Source organism: Bradyrhizobium sp. (assembly GCF_049512235.1).
In the GTDB taxonomy this organism is placed as follows: Bacteria; Pseudomonadota; Alphaproteobacteria; order Rhizobiales; family Xanthobacteraceae; genus Bradyrhizobium.
Genome location: NZ_JBEKXH010000011.1, coordinates 1 through 16991, shown reverse-complemented (window position 1 = coordinate 16991; position 16991 = coordinate 1). Strand labels below are relative to the sequence as shown.

Here is a 16991-nt window from a genome sequence, read left to right as displayed (position 1 = left end):
TCACCAGCGTCACAACGATTGAAAAACACAAGGAAACCAACATGCGTCTGAAGTTGCTTTCGCCTGGCGAAATGAACGAGGACCAGAAACAAACCTACGACGAGTCGATTGCCGGCAAGCGCGGCGCGGCGCCGCCGCCGATGATGGCCTGGCTCAACAGCCCCGAAATGGCCAGGCACGCCACGCGTCTCGGCGCCGTCCTGCGCTTCGACACGGTATTTCCGGCAAGGCTTTCCGAGATCGCGATCCTGGTGACGGCGCGGCACTGGACCGCGCATTACGAATGGTACGCCCACAAGCGGCTTGCGCTCAAAGGCGGCATGGACCCCCAAATCATCGAGGACATCCGCGATCGCCGCACCCCGCATTTCGACGATCCGAAGGGCCAGACAATCTACGATGTCTCCAAATCGCTGCATGAAGGCCATGGCTTGAGCCAGCGGCTTTACGATGAAGCCGTGAAGACGCTCGGCGAGCGCGGACTGGTCGAAATCATCGGGCTGTGCGGCTATTACACCATGGTGTCGATGACGCTGAACACCTTTGAGTTCGACCTGCCCAAGGGCGAGGTTTCCGAGCTGGCGTGAGCGCGCTCCCTCTCCCCGTTCTTCACGGGGCTTCACGGGGAGAGGGTTGGGGTGAGGGGCTTTATCGGCAAATTCAGACTTGCCGAGAATCCCCCTCACCCGGAAATTAAGCTACGCTCAAATTCTGAAATTCCGACCTCTCCCCGCAAGCGCCGCTAGCGGGCGGGGTGAAGAACAGCGAGCGGAGCCACACCATGCCCGAAACCTCCAAGCCGATCATCGAGGGAACGCGGATCGGTCATGTTCATCTCAAGGTCGCCGATCTTGATCGCGCGCTTGCGTTTTATTGCGGCGTGCTGGGATTTGAGGTGATGCAACGCTTGAGCTCCGGCGCGGCGTTCATTTCGGCCGGCGGCTATCACCACCACATCGGGCTGAACACCTGGGAAAGCAAAGGCGGCCATCCGCCACCGCCGGGAACCACGGGGCTGTTTCACACCGCGATCCTCTACCCGACGCGGCCTGCGCTGGCCGATGCCTTGCATCGCGTGATGCGTGCAGGAGTAGCCCTCGACGGCGCCAGCGATCACGGCGTCAGCGAGGCGCTCTACTTGCGCGATCCCGACGAGAACGGCGTTGAATTATATTGGGACCGGCCGCGGGAACAATGGCCGCGCAAGCCGGACGGTACGCTTGCCATGTTCACGCACCGGCTCGACCTCGAGGACCTGTTGCGGCAAAGGGAGGCCTGAGCCTCGTCCATCGAGACGCGTTTCGCGCGGCTCCCGAATGCGATAGCCTGCATCCGCCCGCCTCGCCGAACCCTAGGTTGCCCGGTCAAATACCCGGATCAGGAAATTCGGCCATGGCTTGCGGCCGTTTCCGCCGCCGCGCCAGCGACGCCACGGTCAAAACCGCGAGCCCCAGCAGCGCCGGCGGATAGACCACCATGTTGACGGCCGACCAGCCGTAATTTGCCAGCAACTGGCCGGAGGAAAATGAGCCGATCGCCATCATCCCGAACACCAGAAAATCGTTGAACGCCTGAACCTTGTTGCGCTCCTGCGGCCGGTGCGTTTCCAAAACCAGCGCGGAGGCGCCGACAAAACCGAAATTCCACCCCACCCCGAGCACGATCAGGGTCGCCCAGAAATGCATCGCCGTGACACCGGTGAGCCCGATCGTCGCGGCGGCGGCCTCCAGCAACAGGCCGGTCGCGACCACACGCGGCGCGCCGAAGCGGGCGATCAAGGAGCCTGTGAAAAAACTCGGCCCGTACATGGCCACGATATGCCACTGGATGCCGAAGTTGGAATCGCTGACGCTGAGCCCGCAAATCTTCATCGCCAGCGGCGCCGACGTCATCACCAGGTTCATCATCGGATAGGAAACGATGCCGCAAATGGCGGCAGCGATAAAGCGCGGCTGCCGGACGATTTCGAGCAAGGGACGGCCGCCATGGAGATCCGACGGCGCAGGTTTTGGGGCATCTACGCCTGCGAGGATCGCCATCGCGACCAGCGCGACGCCGGCCTGCACCACGAAGCTGAAGGCGAACAGATAGGGCAGCCAGATGTCCATGGTCCATTGCACGAGCTGTGGGCCGAGCACGCCGGCGAACACCCCGCCGGCCATCACCCATGACAGGGCTTTGGGGCGATAGGCCGCGCTGGCGCCATCGGCCGCGGCAAAACGATAGGATTGCGACACCGCGCCATAGAGTCCGCCGAGGAAGGTCGCGCAGCAAAACAGCGTAAACGAACCGCGCAGGATGGCGAACGATCCGAGCAGACCGGTCATTGCCCCCAAGCCGGCGCCGATGATGAAGGCCACGCGGCGGCCAAAGCGGCGCGAAATCGCCCCGGTCGGCAGCGTGCCCGCCGCGAGCCCGACCACGTACATCGAAATCGGCACGGTCGCGAACGAGATATCCGGCGCCAGCGTCGCTCCGACAATCGAGCCGGTGGCGAAGATCACGGCCGAATTGGCGCCGGTCAGCGCCTGCGCCGCTGCCAGCCGCGCCACATTGGCGCGCGCGCGGGCGTCACTGGCCATCTCCTCCACTGCTGTCACATCGATCACCGGCGAATTCCACCCCGGCGCAGCCGAATCCAGACGCCGTCCTTGATTGCAGACACTATGAGGGCAGCCGTCCGCCCGATCAACCGATGCAAACGGGCGCGCGTCATGCGACTTCGGCACATTGGACAGGGCGCGCGCAGGCGGGTAAATCTGAATCCTGCCGTTAGTGTTGTTTCCGGGCCTGCAGAAACGCCCATGGAGCTGAAACCATGCCCGTCGACGACAGGCCGACCCTGGCCGCCCCCGATGACGATCCGTATTTGTGGCTGGAAGACATCGAGGGCGAACGCGCGCTCGATTTCGTCGAACGGCAAAACCGGCTGACGCTGGAAAAGTTCGGCGATGCCGGTTTCGCCCGGGATCGCGACACACTGGCGACGATTTACGACCGGCCGGACAATATTCCCTATGTCGGGAGGCGCGGCGGGTTGCTCTACAATTTCTGGAAGGATGCCAATCATCCGCGCGGCATCTGGCGCCGAACGACGCCCGATGAATATCGTAATCCCGATCCGAAATGGGACATCATCCTCGACCTCGACAAACTCGCCGCCGAGGAAGCCGAAGATTGGATCCTGAACTCGATCCAGGCACTGCCAGACAGTAATGCACGAATTCTCAGCCTTTCGCGCGGCGGCAGCGACGCCTCCGTGACACGGGAATTCGATATCGGCACCAGAGCTTTCGTAACCGATGGCTTCACGCTGCCCCAAGCCAAGGGCAGCGCGGAGTGGCTCGACCGCGATACGCTATTGCTTTCCAGTGCTTATGGCGAGGGTATGGCGACGACATCAGGCTATGCCAGGACGGTAAGGCTATGGCGGCGCGGCACGGACGTGAATCGAGCGCAGGTAATCTTCGAGACCGCGCCCGATAACATCATGGCTTTCTCAAGCATCGACCGAACTGGCGCCAGCCTCAGGGTATGGTTCGTCGAATGGCTTGATTTCTTCAATTATCGTATTTGGCTCGGCGACGACTCCGGCGCAAAGACAAAACTCGATCTGCCGACCGACGTTTGGGCGCGAGCCTATCAGGACTGGCAGGTGGTGAAATTGCGTACGGCATGGTCGCCGCGTGGGAGGAGCTTTGCGCCGGATACTGTACTTGGCATCTCGCTGTCCGCCTTTCTGGCCGGCGACCGCAACTTCGAAGTTATTTTTGAGCCGGGACCGCGCCGCGCGCTGCAGGGCTTTTTCTGGAATGCGGGCAGACTGGTGCTGCCGATTCTGGACGAATTGCGGCCGGTTTTTGAAGTTTGGACGCCATCGGCAAATGGCTGGACCCGTGCCAACTTGGAGGGATTACCCGAGATCGGCGTCGTCGATGTCTGGCCTCTCGACGCTGAGGTATCCGAAAGCAATGGCGACCTGCTTGCCAATATCCAGGACCCGCTGACGCCACCCTCCTTGATGCTGATCGAACGGATTGAAAGTCCGGCGCTTTTGAAACAGGCACCGCGGACCTTCTCTGCGGAGGGACTGGTGGTCACGCAGCACGAGGCCATCTCGGTTGACGGCGAACGCATTCCCTACGTTCAGACCGGACCCGCCGGGAAGACCGGCGATGCACCGGTTCACCTCAGCGCTTACGGCGGCTTCGGCATTTCGATGCGGCCCTATTACAGTTCGGCGCTCGGCAAACTGTGGCTGGAACGCGGCGGTACGAGCGTCGTCGCCAACATACGCGGCGGCGGCGAGTTCGGCACGCGCTGGCACGACGCCGGCCGATATGCCGGCAAGAGGCTTGCGCACGATGATTTTGCTGCTGTCGCCGCCGACCTGGTCCGGCGCGGCGTAACGCGTCCGGGCCGCATCGCGGCCGAGGGCGGATCGAACGGCGGCATCCTGATCACCAACATGCTGACGCGCTATCCGGAACGCTTCGGCGCGCTATTCTGCACGATTCCGCTGATCGACATGCGCCGCTATACAAAGCTGCTCGCGGGTGTCAGCTGGATCGCGGAATATGGCGATCCCGACAAGCCCGAACAATGGGCCTGGCTGCAAACCTATTCCGCCTATCACACAGCCACGCCCGGACGGAACTATCCGCCGATCCTGATTGCCACGACGCGGCGGGATGACCGCGCTCATCCCGGCCACGCCCGCAAGATGACCGCGAAGCTGCAGGCGATGGGATATGAGGCCTATTTCTACGAGCCTGCCGCCGGCGGTCACGGCTATGGCAAGGACAACAAGGAACGCGCCGCGTTCACCGCCCTCGGCTATACATTCCTGAAGAACAAAATCGGCTGGTTGGACCGGTCAGTGTAACGGAAGCGGAAGCGAGAAAGCTGCAGCTGCTCAAGCGGCCTGCTGACGCGCGAAAACCAGAATCAGGTTGTTGGCGGGCATCTCGGCGATCTCGATCAGCTTCAGGCCGGCGCTGGCTGCGAGTTCTTGCAACGCCTCGATATCGCGCACGCCCCATTCGGGATCGCCGTCGCGAAGACTGCTGTCGAATGCGGCATTGCTGGGCGCGGTATGCTCGCCGCCGCGCTTGAACGGCCCGTACAGGTAAAGCCGCCCGTCCGCGCGAAGATAGCGCCCCGCCCCTGCAAGCAATCCTTCCGCAACGCGCCAGGGTGCGATGTGAATCACATTGGCGCAAAATACCGCCAGCAATTTCTCAGGCCCGCTGCCGTCGTGCATTTCCTGACACCAGGAGGGATCAGTGAGGTCGATCCGCAGCGGCGGGCGGATGTTCGATAGCCCCGCATGGGTCCGCCACGCCGCGATGCTCTTGAGATGCTGCGCGTTGAGATCGCTCGGCCACCAGGTGATTTCAGGCATATGCCGGGCGAACTCCACGACGTGTTGGCCGGTACCACTGCCGGCTTCCACGACGTCACCGGATTTGCCGTCGAGGAATTGCCGCAGCACCGACCAGATCGCCTGATGGTTGCGATGAAAGGCCGGCGCATCGAGCCGGCCGTCGGGCTCGGCCGGCCGCCCATCCTTGCCGAATTCCACGACATATTCAGCCATGTCAGCCCCTCACTTAAGGTTGCCACAATCAATCTGTTTGAGCACGAGCAGCGTCCGGATCGAATTCATTCTATCAGAATAGTGCGATCCAGGCTTTGCTGCTCAAGGTAGATATTGGCATCGATGGGACGCCCTTGGGGACGGCCGGCCGGAGCTCGGGGACCGCCGCCGTTGGCGATTTGCGCCGATATTTACGGATATCATTAACCGCGACATGCCGATGCGGACACTGCATCCATTGTCAGCCGCTGACGTATATGCTTTGAGGAGCCTATGTTGTGAATCTGAACGACGCCGTTCGCGGTGAAGGTGGAACCCGCTGGAAACCTTGCCCAACCATCCCTTGACCAAGCCAGCCTTTATCCCGGCGTTTGCCGCAGCGCTGCTGGTCGGCGCGCTCGCGTTGGCAGGCCCGGCCGCTGCGCAGTCCTCGGTAGCCGAAGGCCAAAAGCTCGCCTTCGACCGCAGTAAGGGCAATTGTCTAACCTGCCACGACATCAAGGGCGGCGATCTTCCCGGCACTATCGGACCGGCACTGAAAGATATCAAAAGCAAATATCCTGACCGCGGCGAACTCGTCGCCATCCTCAGCGATGAAACCAGACGCAACCCTCAGACCGTGATGCCTCCGTTTGGTCGCAATCTCATTTTGACCGAACAGGAGATCGACGCCATCGTGGAATTCCTGCAGACCCTGTAACGGCGCCGCACCCTGGGAGAGTCTTTCCGATGACCATCACGCAAAGCGGGCTTTTGACGACGCGGCGCCTGATCCTGAAAGGCGTCGCCACCGTCACGCTGGTCGGCTTCGGCGGCATTGCGTTCGGCCCTGCGCCCGGCTTCGCCGCCGCCAATGACAAATATCCGGAAGATGCCTTCAGGCAGAAGGGCGGCGACGACGCGATCAAGTCGCTCTACGGCAAGACCGCCGAGCCATCGGACAAGGTCAAGCTGGACGCCCCTGAAATCGCGGAGAACGGCGCGGTGGTTCCGATCTCGGTCAGCGCTGACCTGCCTGGGGTGACCTCGATCTCAATTCTGGTCAGCGAAAATCCGAATGCGCTGGCGGCGTCCTACAAAATCCCGGCAGGGACCGTCGCGAGCGTGGCCAATCGCCTCAAAATGGCGCAAACCAGCAACGTGATCGCAATTGTCGAAGCCGGCGGCAAACTCTACAGCGCGACCAAGGAAGTCAAAGTTACCGTCGGCGGCTGCGGCGGCTAAGCACGCATGATCGGGACCCGGAGGCCACGTTCGTGGAAAGTGGGAGCCGGTTTTCCGACGGGCATATACGAAGCGTTTGCCGGGAGATCATGCGCAAACCATAAACCAGGGGTATTCTGATGGCATCGACCATTCGCGTGCGCGCGACCTTAAGCGGCGAGACCACCGAAGTGCAGGCGCTGATCCAGCATCCGATGGATTCCGGCTACGTCAAGGACGCCAAGGGCGAGATCATCCCGCCACATTTTATCCAGGAGCTGACCTTCGAACATGACGGCAGAAGCGTGTTCGTCGCGGACTGGGGCCCGGCGGTCTCCAAGGACCCCTATGTCAAGTTCAGCTTCAAGGGCGCCAAGAAGGGGGACGACCTGAAAATCAGCTGGGTCGACAACACCGGCGCTTCCGACACGACCACGGCGAAGATTCTGTAATTGCGAGCGCAGGCGGAGAACTGAAGGTGCAATCTGCGATCCATTTTGCCGCGGTCGCGCTGGCGCTGCTGGCGTTGGCGCCCGCGCGGCCGGCCGCGGCTGCCGACACCGTCGATCCGTTGGCCGACGCGCGGGCGTTCCAGAATTACTTCACCGGGAAATTCCCCAATGTGAAGCTGGAGGACTTTGTCAACGGCCCCTATTCGATGAACGCGGACATGCGCCGGCAATGGCAAGAGATCGAACAGTTTCCGCCTTACGAGTTCGCGCTGGAAGCTGGCAAGGAAATGTTCACCAAACCATTCAAGAACGGCAAGACCTATGCGGATTGCTTTCCCAACCAGGGTATCGGTATCAGGCAAAACTACCCCACCTTCGATGAGCAGGAAGGCAAGGTCATCACGCTCGAACTGGCGTTGAACCGGTGCCGCGAAGCCAATGGCGAGACACCGTTGTCCTACGTCAAGGACGACATGGCCGCGCTGACCGCCTATATGGCGTACACCTCCCGCGGCAAGCCGTTCGACATCAAGATCCCCGACGATCCGCGCGCGATCGCTGCCTACCAGAACGGCAAGCGCTATTTCTACACGCGGCGCGGCCAGCTCAATTTCTCCTGCGCGTCCTGTCATGTGCAGGCCCCGGGCGAGCGGATCCGTGCCGAAGTGCTGGCGCCGGCGCTCGGGATATTGAATGCGATGCCGATTTATCGTTCGGAATGGAGCGGCATGGGCACGGTCAGCCGGCGCTTCATCACCTGCAACAGCCAGACCCGTGGCGTACCGCTCAACGCGCAGGACGACGAATACCGCGATCTCGAATTCTACTTGTCCTATCTCAGCAACGGTCTGCCGATCTCCGGTCCCGGTGCGCGGCCATGAGTATGCTCCGGATCAGTGAGAGCCGGTTTTCCGTTCCGATCGGGCTCAAGCGCGAAATGAGGCAGCAGATGCGTATATCCTCGCTCGCGCTGGCATCGCTGCTGTTGATCGCAGGCGCAGCTTCCGTGCTGGCCGCGGGTTCCGAAGCCGACTTCAAGGCCGCCTATGCCGCGGCGGAAGCCGCCGACAATGAAGCCGGCCAGCTGCGCGATCAATGGACCACCACGGCCGCGGCCCTGGCGGCGGCAAAGCAGGCCGCCGGCGCCGGCGATTTCGACCAGGCCATCGCGTTGTCGAAGCAGGCCGAAGCGCTGGCCAGGGCCTCTATCTTCCAGGCTCAGCGCGAAAAGGAAGCCTGGAAGAATTCCGAAATACACTGAGGCGTCGCTCGCGACCGCTGGGACATGACATGACCATCTGCCGCCGGGATCTTCTCAAATTCACTGCCGCTGCAGCGCTTGCGGGCACCTTGCCGCGGTTGGCGCGCGCCGCCGATGGCGCCAGCGTTTACGAATTGGAACGCTTCGGTGATGCGCGCATCCTGCACATGACCGACACCCATGCGCAGCTCAAGCCGGTGTATTTTCGGGAACCGAGCGTCAATCTCGGGATCGGCGCGATGGCAGGCAAGCCGCCGCATCTGGTCGGCCGCGCCTTCCTCGACCGCTTCGGCATCAAGCCTGATAGCGCCGACGCCTACGCTTTCACCTGCCTCGATTTCGAGAAGTCAGCCGCGCGATTCGGCAAGCTCGGCGGCTTCGCGCACTTGAAGACGCTGATCGATCGTCTGCGCAGCGACGCTGGCGAGGGGCGCTCGCTGCTGCTCGATGGCGGCGATTTGTGGCAGGGCTCTGGGCTCGCCAACACCATGCAGGGCGCGGACATGGTGGAAGCCGCGAACCTGCTCGGCATCGAGGCGATGACCGGGCACTGGGAATTCACCTATGGCGAGCAAGCGCTGCGCGCCAATCTCGAGCGTTTCAAGGGTGAATTTCTGGCGCAGAACGTCTTCCTCAGCGAGGAAGCCGCTTTCAACGACACCGAGGCCTTCGATCCCGCCTCGGGACGCGTGTTCAAGCCGGCCATCATCAAGGAGCTCGGCGGACACCGCGTCGCCGTGATCGGGCAGGCCTTCCCCTACGTGCCGATCGCGCATCCGAAGCGCTTTACGCCGGACTGGACCTTCGGGATTCGCGAAGCCGAATTGCAGAAACTGGTCAGTAAGCTGCGGACCGACGACAAGGTCGACGCCGTGGTGCTGTTGTCGCATAACGGCATGGACGTCGATCTCAAGCTCGCCGGCCGCGTCAGCGGCATCGACGTCATCCTCGGCGGCCATACCCACGATGCCGTTCCGCAGCCGATCCCCGTGACCAATGCCAGCGGCACCACGCTCGTGACCAATGCCGGCTCGAGCGGACAATTTCTCGGCGTACTCGATCTCGATCTGGCAAAAGGCCGGGTCAGCGGTGTGCGTTACCGGCTGCTTCCGGTGTTCTCGGAATTGCTCAAGCCGGATGCGGCGATGGCGGCGCTGATCGACAAAATGCGTGAGCCGCATGCGGCGGCCTATGCGGAAAAAATCGCAACCGCCGACCGGCTGTTGTATCGGCGCGGCAATTTCGGCGGCAGTGTGGATCAGTTGATCTGCGACGCGCTGCGCCACGAATTCGACGGCGAGATCGCACTGTCGCCAGGCTTCCGCTGGGGCCCGAGCTTGCTGCCGGGCCAGCCGGTGACGATGGAAGACGTGCTGTCCGAGACCGCCATTAGCTATCCCGAGACCTACGTCCAGAGCATGACCGGCGGCCAGATCAAGAACGTGCTCGAAGACGTCTGTGACAATCTGTTCAATGCCGATCCCTATTATCAGCAGGGCGGCGATATGGTTCGCGTCGGCGGTTTTGTCTATGCTTGCACGCCCGGAGCATCGGTTGGCCAGCGGATTTCCGACCTCATGCTCGATAACGGCCGCCCGATCGAGGCGGGTAGAAGTTACAAGGTGGCCGGATGGGCCTCCGTCAACCAGCAGCAGGGTACCCCGCTGTGGGATGTCTTCGCCAAACATCTCGCCTCCGCCAAGACGTCGGAGCAGCGTGGCACCGGCGTCACGTTGAAGGGCGTGGACAATAATCCGGGCATCGCGGGGCAGGGATGAGACATCTGGGTATACAGTGATTCGGCCTTAGGGAGATTTGACATGCGCGCCTTTCTTCGTCGTCTAGCCACCATAGCGTTGCTATCGATGGCGTTCGCCACAACGAGTCTCGCGGACGAAGGCAAGCTGCATCGCATTGCCATTCAGGTCGATCAGAACGATCCGCAGGTCATGAACCTGGCGCTGAACAACGCCAACGCCGTGATCGAGTATTACCGCGACAAGAACGAAGACGTCGACATCGATATCGTCGCCTATGGTCCCGGCCTGAACATGCTGCGGGCCGACACCTCGCCGGTCCAGGATCGCATCAAGCATCTCAAGGAAATGCTGTCGCCCGGCAAGATCCGGTTTTCGGCCTGCAACAATACCAAGCAGGGCATGGAAAAGTCCGAAGGCCACGCCATCTTCATCCTGCCCGAAGCCACCATCGTTCCCTCAGGGGTCGTTCACCTCATGGAATTGCAGGAGCAGGGTTGGAGTTATGTGCGGCCGTAGCGCTTTTCGCGTGTCAGGACATCGAGAAATCAATCCGCAGGCCTGCCAGCCATGATCTTTCGTCAGTTGTTCGACAGCGTTTCCGGAACTTATAGCTATTTGTTGGCGAGCCGCGCCGGCGGCGAGGCGCTGATCCTCGATCCCGTGCTGGAGAAGGTCGATCGCTACTGCCAGTTGCTCCGCGAGCTCGATCTCAGGCTGGTCAAGGCCGTCGACACCCACCTGCATGCCGACCATGTCACCGGGCTCGGCGAACTGCGTGACCGCACCCACTGCGTCACCATCATGGGCGAGCAGAGCAAGGCCGACGTGGTGGCGATGCGGGTAGCCGATGGCGACAGGGTGATGATCGAGGGCCTCGGTCTCGATGTGATGTATACGCCCGGCCATACCGACGACTCCTACAGCTTCCTGATGGGTGACCGGGTCTTCACCGGCGATACGCTTCTGATCCGCGGCACCGGCCGCACCGATTTCCAGAATGGCAATGCGCGGGCGCAATACGATTCCATCTTCGGCCGGCTCTTGAAGCTATCCGATGAAACCCTGGTTTTTCCTGCCCATGACTACAAGGGCGACACCGTCTCCACCATCGGCGAGGAAAGACGCTTCAATCCGCGGCTGCAAGTACGCTCGGTGGACGAATATGTCGAGCTGATGGGCAACCTGAAACTGCCCAATCCGAAGATGATGGATGTCGCGGTGCCGGCGAACATGCAGGTCGGCCTGCACCAGGATGAATTGAAAAAGCAAGGCCGCGCGCTGAGCCCGCGCGACGCGATTGCGAACCTCGGCCGGCCGGACATCCTGCTGGTCGATCTCCGCGAGAGCAGCGAGCGCGCCAAGCACGGCACCTTGACCGGTGCGCTTCACGCTCCCTATCCCGATATTGACAAAAGCCTGCAGCCCGGCGGCATGTTGCGCGAAGTGGCCGCAGCGACCGGCCGCCGCATCGTATTCTTCTGCGCATTCGGCGAGCGCTCCGCCATGGCGGTCGCCGCAGCAAGTAAAGCCGGCCTCACCAACACCGCCCATATCACAGGCGGGATCGACGCCTGGAAGAAAGCCGGTGGGCCGGTGCTGACAGGGTGAGGACGACTTCAGGATGGGTAGCGGCCAACCAAGGCCGATTTGACGGGAACCCGGCGCCATCAGCGCCTCTCCGCTGCCCGACCCGACCCGGTCACGCCGGCCCCGGCTCTTCACCACAATAGCTGATTTTGCCCGGACGGCGATTTTTTCCAGCGGATTCGGCCTAAAAGACGCCCTTTTGCCGCCCGATGCATGCTACGCTCTGGGCATCGGTCGCCGCATGATCATGCGCGCCGTGAATGTTGAGGCACGCGATGAGTGATGAACCTAAAAGCCCGGCCGAACTGAAAGAGATCAGGCTGAGCCGGAAGCGCGCCCAGGATGCCGAGGGCATCAAGGCGATGGCGGATATCGCCGCGGCTGACGTCGCGATCCGGAAGCGGACCGCCGACCTGCGCGCGCTGCGATTGGCGAAAGAAGCCGCCGATCGCGACAAGCCCGCCGAACCCAAAGCCAGGCTCAAGAAAAAGAAGACGACCTAGATGACAAAAGAAGATCGCAGCCGCGCCGATGCGCGTTTCAACAAGACAGCCGGCGCCAAACCCGGCCGGACCGATGCGGATATCGCCGCCAAAGCCGTGCGCGACAACATGGCAAGACTGAAGGCCTTGCGGCTGGCGCGCGAGGCCGCCGAGCCGCCGCCCCCGGCCGCTGCGAAAAAGCCGCGCACCAAATCATCCGACAAGTCCGGCGGAAAAGCCCCGGTTCTGTCCGACTGGCTGGCCGGGCAACAGAGCGGCGGCCGCCGGACTTAGTTCCTTTGTCCGAGCATGGTCTGAACCAAGTCTAAACCGGCTCGTGACTTTCGATCATCGAGCGGGTTTTGCTCAGGGCATCATAAATCTGCACCTGAAGCATCCGGTACTGATTCTTCAATGCCATGCCCGCCGCTTCGGCGGCTTCGATCGTATCATGGTGCGACTTGAAGTGGCCGTCCACCACCAGCGAATAGCCGGATGTCGGCGGCTTGTCGGCGCGAATGATTTTGCGTGGCTGCAGATCCTCTGCTTCGATCTTCGGCTTTTTCATATGGGCTCCCTGTTGCACCTCCCTTTACATGGAATGCCGGAAAAAGGCAGGAAAGAATGACCGACACCGATTAATATGGATATCAAATGCGGTGGGATCGAGGTCACTGCGCGGATGTGACGCTGTCGCAGCGCCAGGGTTCGACCCACCCCGTTCAAGGAAACCAAACAGGATGGGTGACAAAGGCAACAAGACCGCGCCTCCGGGCAAGGCCAAAGACAAGTCGAAGCAGGCGCCGCCCGCACCGGTCGAGGACGACGACGTCGAAGATGGCGATATCGCCACGCCGAAGCGTGACCGCCACGGCGACGACGATCAGCCTCTGTGATTCGCTGCCGCGGCGCGGTGTGATTCGCTGCCGCGGCGCGCTGTGATTCGCTTCCGCGGCGCGGCTGGCGTGGGCTGCCATGCGGCAGCATCCATGGACAAATAATGGGCAACCGGTAGTTTCGGCCCGGCCTTGCCCGGCCGCAGCATTTAAACGGGAATAGCATCTCGCATGGTCGACGTTCTCGCCGCATCGCAACAAGCGAAGACGCCAACGAAAGCGAGTGCCGCGCTGCGCACGCTGGCCGCGATTTCGACCGCCCATTGGGTCAGTCATTTCCATATCATGGTGCTGCCGATGCTGTTTCCTTTCCTGAAACAACGGCTCGGCGTCGGCTACATCGAGCTTGGCTTCGCGCTCACGGTCTTTGCCATCGTCTCCGGCCTGACCCAGGCGCCGATGGGCTATCTGGCCGATCATATCGGCGCCCGCAAGATCCTGCTGGTGGGCCTCACCCTGGGCGGCCTGGCGCTGATCCTGCTCGGCCTGCATCCGAGTTATTCCTGGCTGATCGGAAGCGCCGTGCTGCTCGGGCTTGCCAACAGCGTCTATCACCCGGCCGATTATGCCATCCTGTCGGCTCATATGGATGCGGCGCGCATGGGCCGGGCCTTTTCGATCCACACCTTTGCCGGTTACCTCGGCGCCGCGGTCGCGCCCGCCATCGTGGCCGCGCTGGTGACCTGGAGCGGAGGCCACGGCGCGCTGATCGTCGCAGGCGCGGTCGGACCGCTGGTGGCGCTGCTCCTGGTCGCGGTCGGCATTCCCGACGCCAGCGCCGCCGATCGCAAGATCGATGGCGCGCATGTGCCGCAGCAAAGCGTCATCACGCCCACTTTGATCGTGCTGACGCTGTTCTTCATGCTGCTGAGCCTGTCCAACGCCGGCATCGGCAATTTCGGCGTCGTGGCACTGATCAGCGGATACGGCGCATCGTTCCCGTCCGCCAATATCGCACTGACGGCCTTTCTCGGCTTCAGCGCCATCGGCGTGCTGGCGGGCGGCTTTCTCGCCGACCACACCCAACGCCACGGCCAGGTGGCCGCCGCCTGTTTTGCCATCAATGCCGTGATCGTGTTGCTGATCGCGACCGTCGCGCTGCCCTCGCTGCTGTTGACGGCGGCAATGGCGGTGGCGGGATTCCTCGGCGGCGTCATCGCGCCCTCGCGCGACATGCTGGTCCGCAACGCGGCGCCGGCGGGCGCGGCGGGCCGGGCCTTCGGCATCGTTTCCACCGGCTTCAACATCGGCGGCATCCTCAGCCCGCTGCTGTTTGGCTGGATCATGGACCAGAATGCCCCGCACTGGGTATTCGGCGCTTCCGTGGTGTTCATGGTCCTGACGGTCCTGCTCGCGCTGGTCACCGACCGCAACCCGCAAGCCAGCCCTGCCGCAGAGTTGCTGCATCCCTGAACCTCGCCCGCGGCGGTTGACAGCAGGCCGCGGCATCGGATGATGCCGACAATACGGCAAAACCCGGGACGCAACGCCATGGCCAATCCAGACCTCGTGATCCGCGGCGGCAGTATCGCCGACGGTTTTGGCGGCGAACTGTTCGACGCCGACGTGGCGATCTCGGAGGGCCGCATCGTCGAAGTCGGCCGCGGGCTGGGCAGAGGCACCGACGAGATCGACGCCCGAGGCAAACTGGTCACCCCGGGCTTTGTCGATCTGCATACGCATTATGATGGCCAGGTGACCTGGAGCCAGGACATCACGCCGTCGTCGCAGAACGGCGTCACCACCGCCGTGATGGGCAATTGCGGCGTCGGTTTTGCGCCCTGCCGTCCATCGGACCATGTCAGGCTGATCCAGTTGATGGAAGGCGTCGAGGATATTCCCGAACCGGTGCTGAGCGCCGGCATCCCCTGGGCCTGGGAAAGCTTTCCGGATTACATGGACTGGCTGTCGCAGCGCCATTTCGACATCGATATCGGCGCGCAACTGCCGCACGCGGCACTTCGCGTCTATGTCATGGGCGAGCGCGGCGCGCGCCGCGATCCGGCGACGGCAGAGGATAACAGCGCCATGGCCGCGCTCGCCGGCGACGCCGTGCGGGCTGGCGCGCTTGGCTTTTCGACCTCGCGCACCCTCAACCACCGCACCTCGACCGGCGACTACACCCCGACCCTGAAGGCCGGCGAAGACGAGTTGACCGCGATCGCCGGCGCCATGCACCGGGTCGGCCGCAGCGTTCTGCAATTCGTGCTTGACCAGGCCTCTATCGAGGAAGACCTGCCGATGATGCTGCGGGTGGCGGAAACTACCCGCTGCCCGATTTCGTTTTCGGTGGCGCAGGCCGACCGGGCGCCGCGGCGCTGGCGCCAGACGCTCGACTTGATCGGCGAGGCTTCCGCGCGCGGGCTTGAGATCGCCGCCCAGATCGCCGCCCGCCCGGTCGGGCTGCTGCTCGGACTGGAACTGTCGCGCAACCCGTTCCAGACCCATCCGAGTTACCGGGAAATTGCAGGACTGCCGCTGGCCGAACGGCTGGCGCTGCTGCGTCAACCTGAAGTGCGCGCCGCGATCCTGAGCGAGACCGCGACGGCGACCGACGATCCGCTGTTCTTCAAGCCGGACTACGACAAGATGTACCTGCTCGGCGATCCCCCCGATGCTGAGCAGCCGCCGGAGAACGCGCTGGGCGCGCAGGCGCGCCGGCAGGGCCTCAAGCCCGAACAACTGGCCTATGATGCGATGCTGTCCGACGACGGCCGCGGCATGCTTTATGTGCCGTTCCTCAATTACGCCGACGGCAATCTCGACGCCGTGCACGAGATGCTCAGGGATCCCTGCGCGGTGCCGGGCCTGAGCGACGGCGGCGCCCATTGCGGCATCATCTGCGACGCCACTTTCCCGACCTATCTGTTGACGCATTGGACAAGAGACCGCAGCCGCGGCGAAAAACTCTCGATCCCCTTCGTGGTGGCGGCGCAGTCGCGCAAGACCGCGCTGTCGGTCGGCCTGTCCGACCGTGGCGTGATCGCGCCCGGCTACAAGGCCGACCTCAACGTCATCGACTACGACCGGTTGCATCTGCATCCGCCAAAAGTCCATTACGATCTCCCGGTCGGCGGCCGCCGCCTCTTGCAACAGGTCGACGGCTTTGACGCCACCATCGTCTCCGGCGTCGCCACCCAGCGCGGCGGGACGGCCACCGGCGCCAGGCCGGGCCGCCTGGTGCGCGGGGCAAGAGGCGGCTTGCAGTAATGCACCGCACCTTTTCCTGTTAAGCCCTGTTAATACAGGCGCGGAAACAGGGGCATCCAGGCGCCTGTGTTGATTCGAAAGGTTAAGCAAAAGGCGCTCCTCGCGCCGTGCCCACCACTTGCTCGAGATGATTCTCAAATTCTTGAGTACGCCATCGGTTCGCGCATTCGCGCGACCCAGTGGCTTCGCCCATCCTGCTGATTTCCGACGCATTTTTCCAACTTCCGCGCAAAAATATTCTGAGATCGTCATGGCGAGCGTTCGCGAAGCAATCCAGCTTTGACGCCGTGGAGAGAAAGCTGGATTGCTTCGTCGCAAGGGCTCCTCGCAAAGACGTGCCCTTTCCCACGCGCACGTTTCCCACACACGCGTTCGCGCCCCGCGGCGCGACGCGCCCGGGCTGTTGCAAGAGACTTCCGCCCAAGAGAGGGCGTGGGGAATGCCGGATGCCCAGTGGCACCCGCAGCCTCGCGTGCAGAAAACGGCCATCACGCACACGAGTATTCACAGCGAGGCACCGGAAAACACCCGGCATTCCCGC

Annotated in this window: 19 protein-coding genes; 16 read left to right on the top strand and 3 right to left on the bottom strand. The window is 62.8% G+C overall.

Annotated elements, in window-relative coordinates; translation table 11 throughout:
- Positions 1–41: 41 nt before the first annotated feature.
- Positions 42–587 (top strand): carboxymuconolactone decarboxylase family protein, encoded by a 546-nt coding sequence (locus ABSG20_RS02115; protein WP_423862821.1) that lies wholly within the window; start codon positions 42–44, stop codon positions 585–587.
- Positions 588–781: 194 nt separating this feature from the next.
- Positions 782–1279, top strand: coding sequence for a VOC family protein (locus ABSG20_RS02110; RefSeq protein WP_423862820.1), 498 nt, complete (start codon positions 782–784; stop codon positions 1277–1279).
- Positions 1280–1364: 85 nt separating this feature from the next.
- On the opposite strand, the gene ABSG20_RS02105 is transcribed toward ABSG20_RS02110, so the two are convergent.
- Positions 1365–2609, bottom strand: coding sequence for an MFS transporter (locus ABSG20_RS02105; protein ID WP_423862819.1), 1245 nt, complete (start codon positions 2607–2609; stop codon positions 1365–1367).
- A 209-nt stretch (positions 2610–2818) separates the two neighbouring features.
- Between ABSG20_RS02105 and ABSG20_RS02100 the strand changes: the two genes are divergently transcribed.
- Positions 2819–4885: a prolyl oligopeptidase family serine peptidase gene (locus ABSG20_RS02100; protein ID WP_423862818.1), complete on the top strand. Its 2067-nt coding sequence runs from the start codon at positions 2819–2821 to the stop codon at positions 4883–4885.
- 30 nt (positions 4886–4915) lie between these two features.
- Here the strand turns inward: ABSG20_RS02100 and ABSG20_RS02095 are convergent, their stop codons facing one another.
- A complete protein-coding gene (locus tag ABSG20_RS02095) occupies positions 4916–5599 on the bottom strand; it encodes a DUF938 domain-containing protein (RefSeq protein WP_423862817.1) in 684 nt (227 codons plus the stop codon).
- 361 nt (positions 5600–5960) lie between these two features.
- Between ABSG20_RS02095 and soxX the strand changes: the two genes are divergently transcribed.
- From soxX to ABSG20_RS02045, 10 genes are all read left to right on the top strand, one after another.
- Complete coding sequence (gene soxX, locus ABSG20_RS02090) at positions 5961–6299, top strand: sulfur oxidation c-type cytochrome SoxX (protein ID WP_423862838.1); 339 nt, start codon at positions 5961–5963, stop codon at positions 6297–6299.
- Positions 6300–6328: 29 nt separating this feature from the next.
- Positions 6329–6823: a thiosulfate oxidation carrier protein SoxY gene (gene soxY / locus ABSG20_RS02085; protein ID WP_423862816.1), complete on the top strand. Its 495-nt coding sequence runs from the start codon at positions 6329–6331 to the stop codon at positions 6821–6823.
- Positions 6824–6942: 119 nt separating this feature from the next.
- On the top strand, positions 6943–7254 hold the full coding sequence (soxZ, locus tag ABSG20_RS02080) for a thiosulfate oxidation carrier complex protein SoxZ (protein ID WP_423862815.1): 312 nt from the start codon (positions 6943–6945) through the stop codon (positions 7252–7254).
- 38 nt (positions 7255–7292) lie between these two features.
- Positions 7293–8135, top strand: a complete 843-nt coding sequence (gene soxA / locus ABSG20_RS02075; RefSeq protein WP_423862837.1) for a sulfur oxidation c-type cytochrome SoxA — start codon at positions 7293–7295, stop codon at positions 8133–8135.
- Positions 8136–8203: 68 nt separating this feature from the next.
- Positions 8204–8515, top strand: coding sequence for a hypothetical protein (locus tag ABSG20_RS02070; RefSeq protein WP_423862836.1), 312 nt, complete (start codon positions 8204–8206; stop codon positions 8513–8515).
- Between the two features lie 29 nt (positions 8516–8544).
- A complete protein-coding gene (gene soxB / locus ABSG20_RS02065; protein WP_423862814.1) occupies positions 8545–10293 on the top strand; it encodes a thiosulfohydrolase SoxB in 1749 nt (582 codons plus the stop codon).
- Positions 10294–10335: 42 nt separating this feature from the next.
- Positions 10336–10791 carry a DsrE family protein gene (locus ABSG20_RS02060; RefSeq protein ID WP_423862813.1) on the top strand — a complete coding sequence of 152 codons (456 nt, stop codon included), beginning with the start codon at positions 10336–10338 and terminating at the stop codon, positions 10789–10791.
- 51 nt (positions 10792–10842) lie between these two features.
- The gene (locus tag ABSG20_RS02055) at positions 10843–11883 is read left to right on the top strand and encodes an MBL fold metallo-hydrolase (RefSeq protein ID WP_423862812.1); all 1041 of its coding nucleotides are present in this window, start codon (positions 10843–10845) and stop codon (positions 11881–11883) included.
- 254 nt (positions 11884–12137) lie between these two features.
- A complete protein-coding gene (locus tag ABSG20_RS02050) occupies positions 12138–12365 on the top strand; it encodes a transcriptional regulator (protein ID WP_423862811.1) in 228 nt (75 codons plus the stop codon).
- The gene (locus ABSG20_RS02045; protein ID WP_423862810.1) at positions 12366–12638 is read left to right on the top strand and encodes a hypothetical protein; all 273 of its coding nucleotides are present in this window, start codon (positions 12366–12368) and stop codon (positions 12636–12638) included.
- A gap of 31 nt (positions 12639–12669) precedes the next feature.
- On the opposite strand, the gene ABSG20_RS02040 is transcribed toward ABSG20_RS02045, so the two are convergent.
- On the bottom strand, positions 12670–12912 hold the full coding sequence (locus ABSG20_RS02040) for a hypothetical protein (protein WP_423862809.1): 243 nt from the start codon (positions 12910–12912) through the stop codon (positions 12670–12672).
- 172 nt (positions 12913–13084) lie between these two features.
- Here ABSG20_RS02040 and ABSG20_RS02035 point away from each other — a divergent pair, with 172 nt between their 5' ends.
- From ABSG20_RS02035 to ABSG20_RS02025, 3 genes are all read left to right on the top strand, one after another.
- The gene (locus tag ABSG20_RS02035) at positions 13085–13240 is read left to right on the top strand and encodes a hypothetical protein (protein WP_423862808.1); all 156 of its coding nucleotides are present in this window, start codon (positions 13085–13087) and stop codon (positions 13238–13240) included.
- 171 nt (positions 13241–13411) lie between these two features.
- Complete coding sequence (locus ABSG20_RS02030) at positions 13412–14653, top strand: MFS transporter (protein WP_423862807.1); 1242 nt, start codon at positions 13412–13414, stop codon at positions 14651–14653.
- A gap of 78 nt (positions 14654–14731) precedes the next feature.
- A complete protein-coding gene (locus ABSG20_RS02025) occupies positions 14732–16450 on the top strand; it encodes an N-acyl-D-amino-acid deacylase family protein (RefSeq protein ID WP_423862806.1) in 1719 nt (572 codons plus the stop codon).
- Positions 16451–16991: the final 541 nt, after the last annotated feature.

Excerpts from the sequence above, each read along its gene's own strand:
- ABSG20_RS02115 (WP_423862821.1), top strand. The coding sequence starts at position 42 with ATGCGTCTGAAGTTGCTTTCGCCTGGCGAAATGAACGAGGACCAGAAA.
- ABSG20_RS02110 (WP_423862820.1), top strand. The coding sequence starts at position 782 with ATGCCCGAAACCTCCAAGCCGATCATCGAGGGAACGCGGATCGGTCAT.
- ABSG20_RS02100 (WP_423862818.1), top strand. The coding sequence starts at position 2,819 with ATGCCCGTCGACGACAGGCCGACCCTGGCCGCCCCCGATGACGATCCG.
- ABSG20_RS02095 (WP_423862817.1), bottom strand. The coding sequence starts at position 5,599 with ATGGCTGAATATGTCGTGGAATTCGGCAAGGATGGGCGGCCGGCCGAG.
- soxY (WP_423862816.1), top strand. The coding sequence starts at position 6,329 with ATGACCATCACGCAAAGCGGGCTTTTGACGACGCGGCGCCTGATCCTG.
- soxZ (WP_423862815.1), top strand. The coding sequence starts at position 6,943 with ATGGCATCGACCATTCGCGTGCGCGCGACCTTAAGCGGCGAGACCACC.
- ABSG20_RS02070 (WP_423862836.1), top strand. The coding sequence starts at position 8,204 with ATGCGTATATCCTCGCTCGCGCTGGCATCGCTGCTGTTGATCGCAGGC.
- soxB (WP_423862814.1), top strand. The coding sequence starts at position 8,545 with ATGACCATCTGCCGCCGGGATCTTCTCAAATTCACTGCCGCTGCAGCG.
- ABSG20_RS02060 (WP_423862813.1), top strand. The coding sequence starts at position 10,336 with ATGCGCGCCTTTCTTCGTCGTCTAGCCACCATAGCGTTGCTATCGATG.
- ABSG20_RS02055 (WP_423862812.1), top strand. The coding sequence starts at position 10,843 with ATGATCTTTCGTCAGTTGTTCGACAGCGTTTCCGGAACTTATAGCTAT.
- ABSG20_RS02050 (WP_423862811.1), top strand. The coding sequence starts at position 12,138 with ATGAGTGATGAACCTAAAAGCCCGGCCGAACTGAAAGAGATCAGGCTG.
- ABSG20_RS02045 (WP_423862810.1), top strand. The coding sequence starts at position 12,366 with ATGACAAAAGAAGATCGCAGCCGCGCCGATGCGCGTTTCAACAAGACA.
- ABSG20_RS02040 (WP_423862809.1), bottom strand. The coding sequence starts at position 12,912 with ATGAAAAAGCCGAAGATCGAAGCAGAGGATCTGCAGCCACGCAAAATC.
- ABSG20_RS02035 (WP_423862808.1), top strand. The coding sequence starts at position 13,085 with ATGGGTGACAAAGGCAACAAGACCGCGCCTCCGGGCAAGGCCAAAGAC.
- ABSG20_RS02030 (WP_423862807.1), top strand. The coding sequence starts at position 13,412 with ATGGTCGACGTTCTCGCCGCATCGCAACAAGCGAAGACGCCAACGAAA.
- ABSG20_RS02025 (WP_423862806.1), top strand. The coding sequence starts at position 14,732 with ATGGCCAATCCAGACCTCGTGATCCGCGGCGGCAGTATCGCCGACGGT.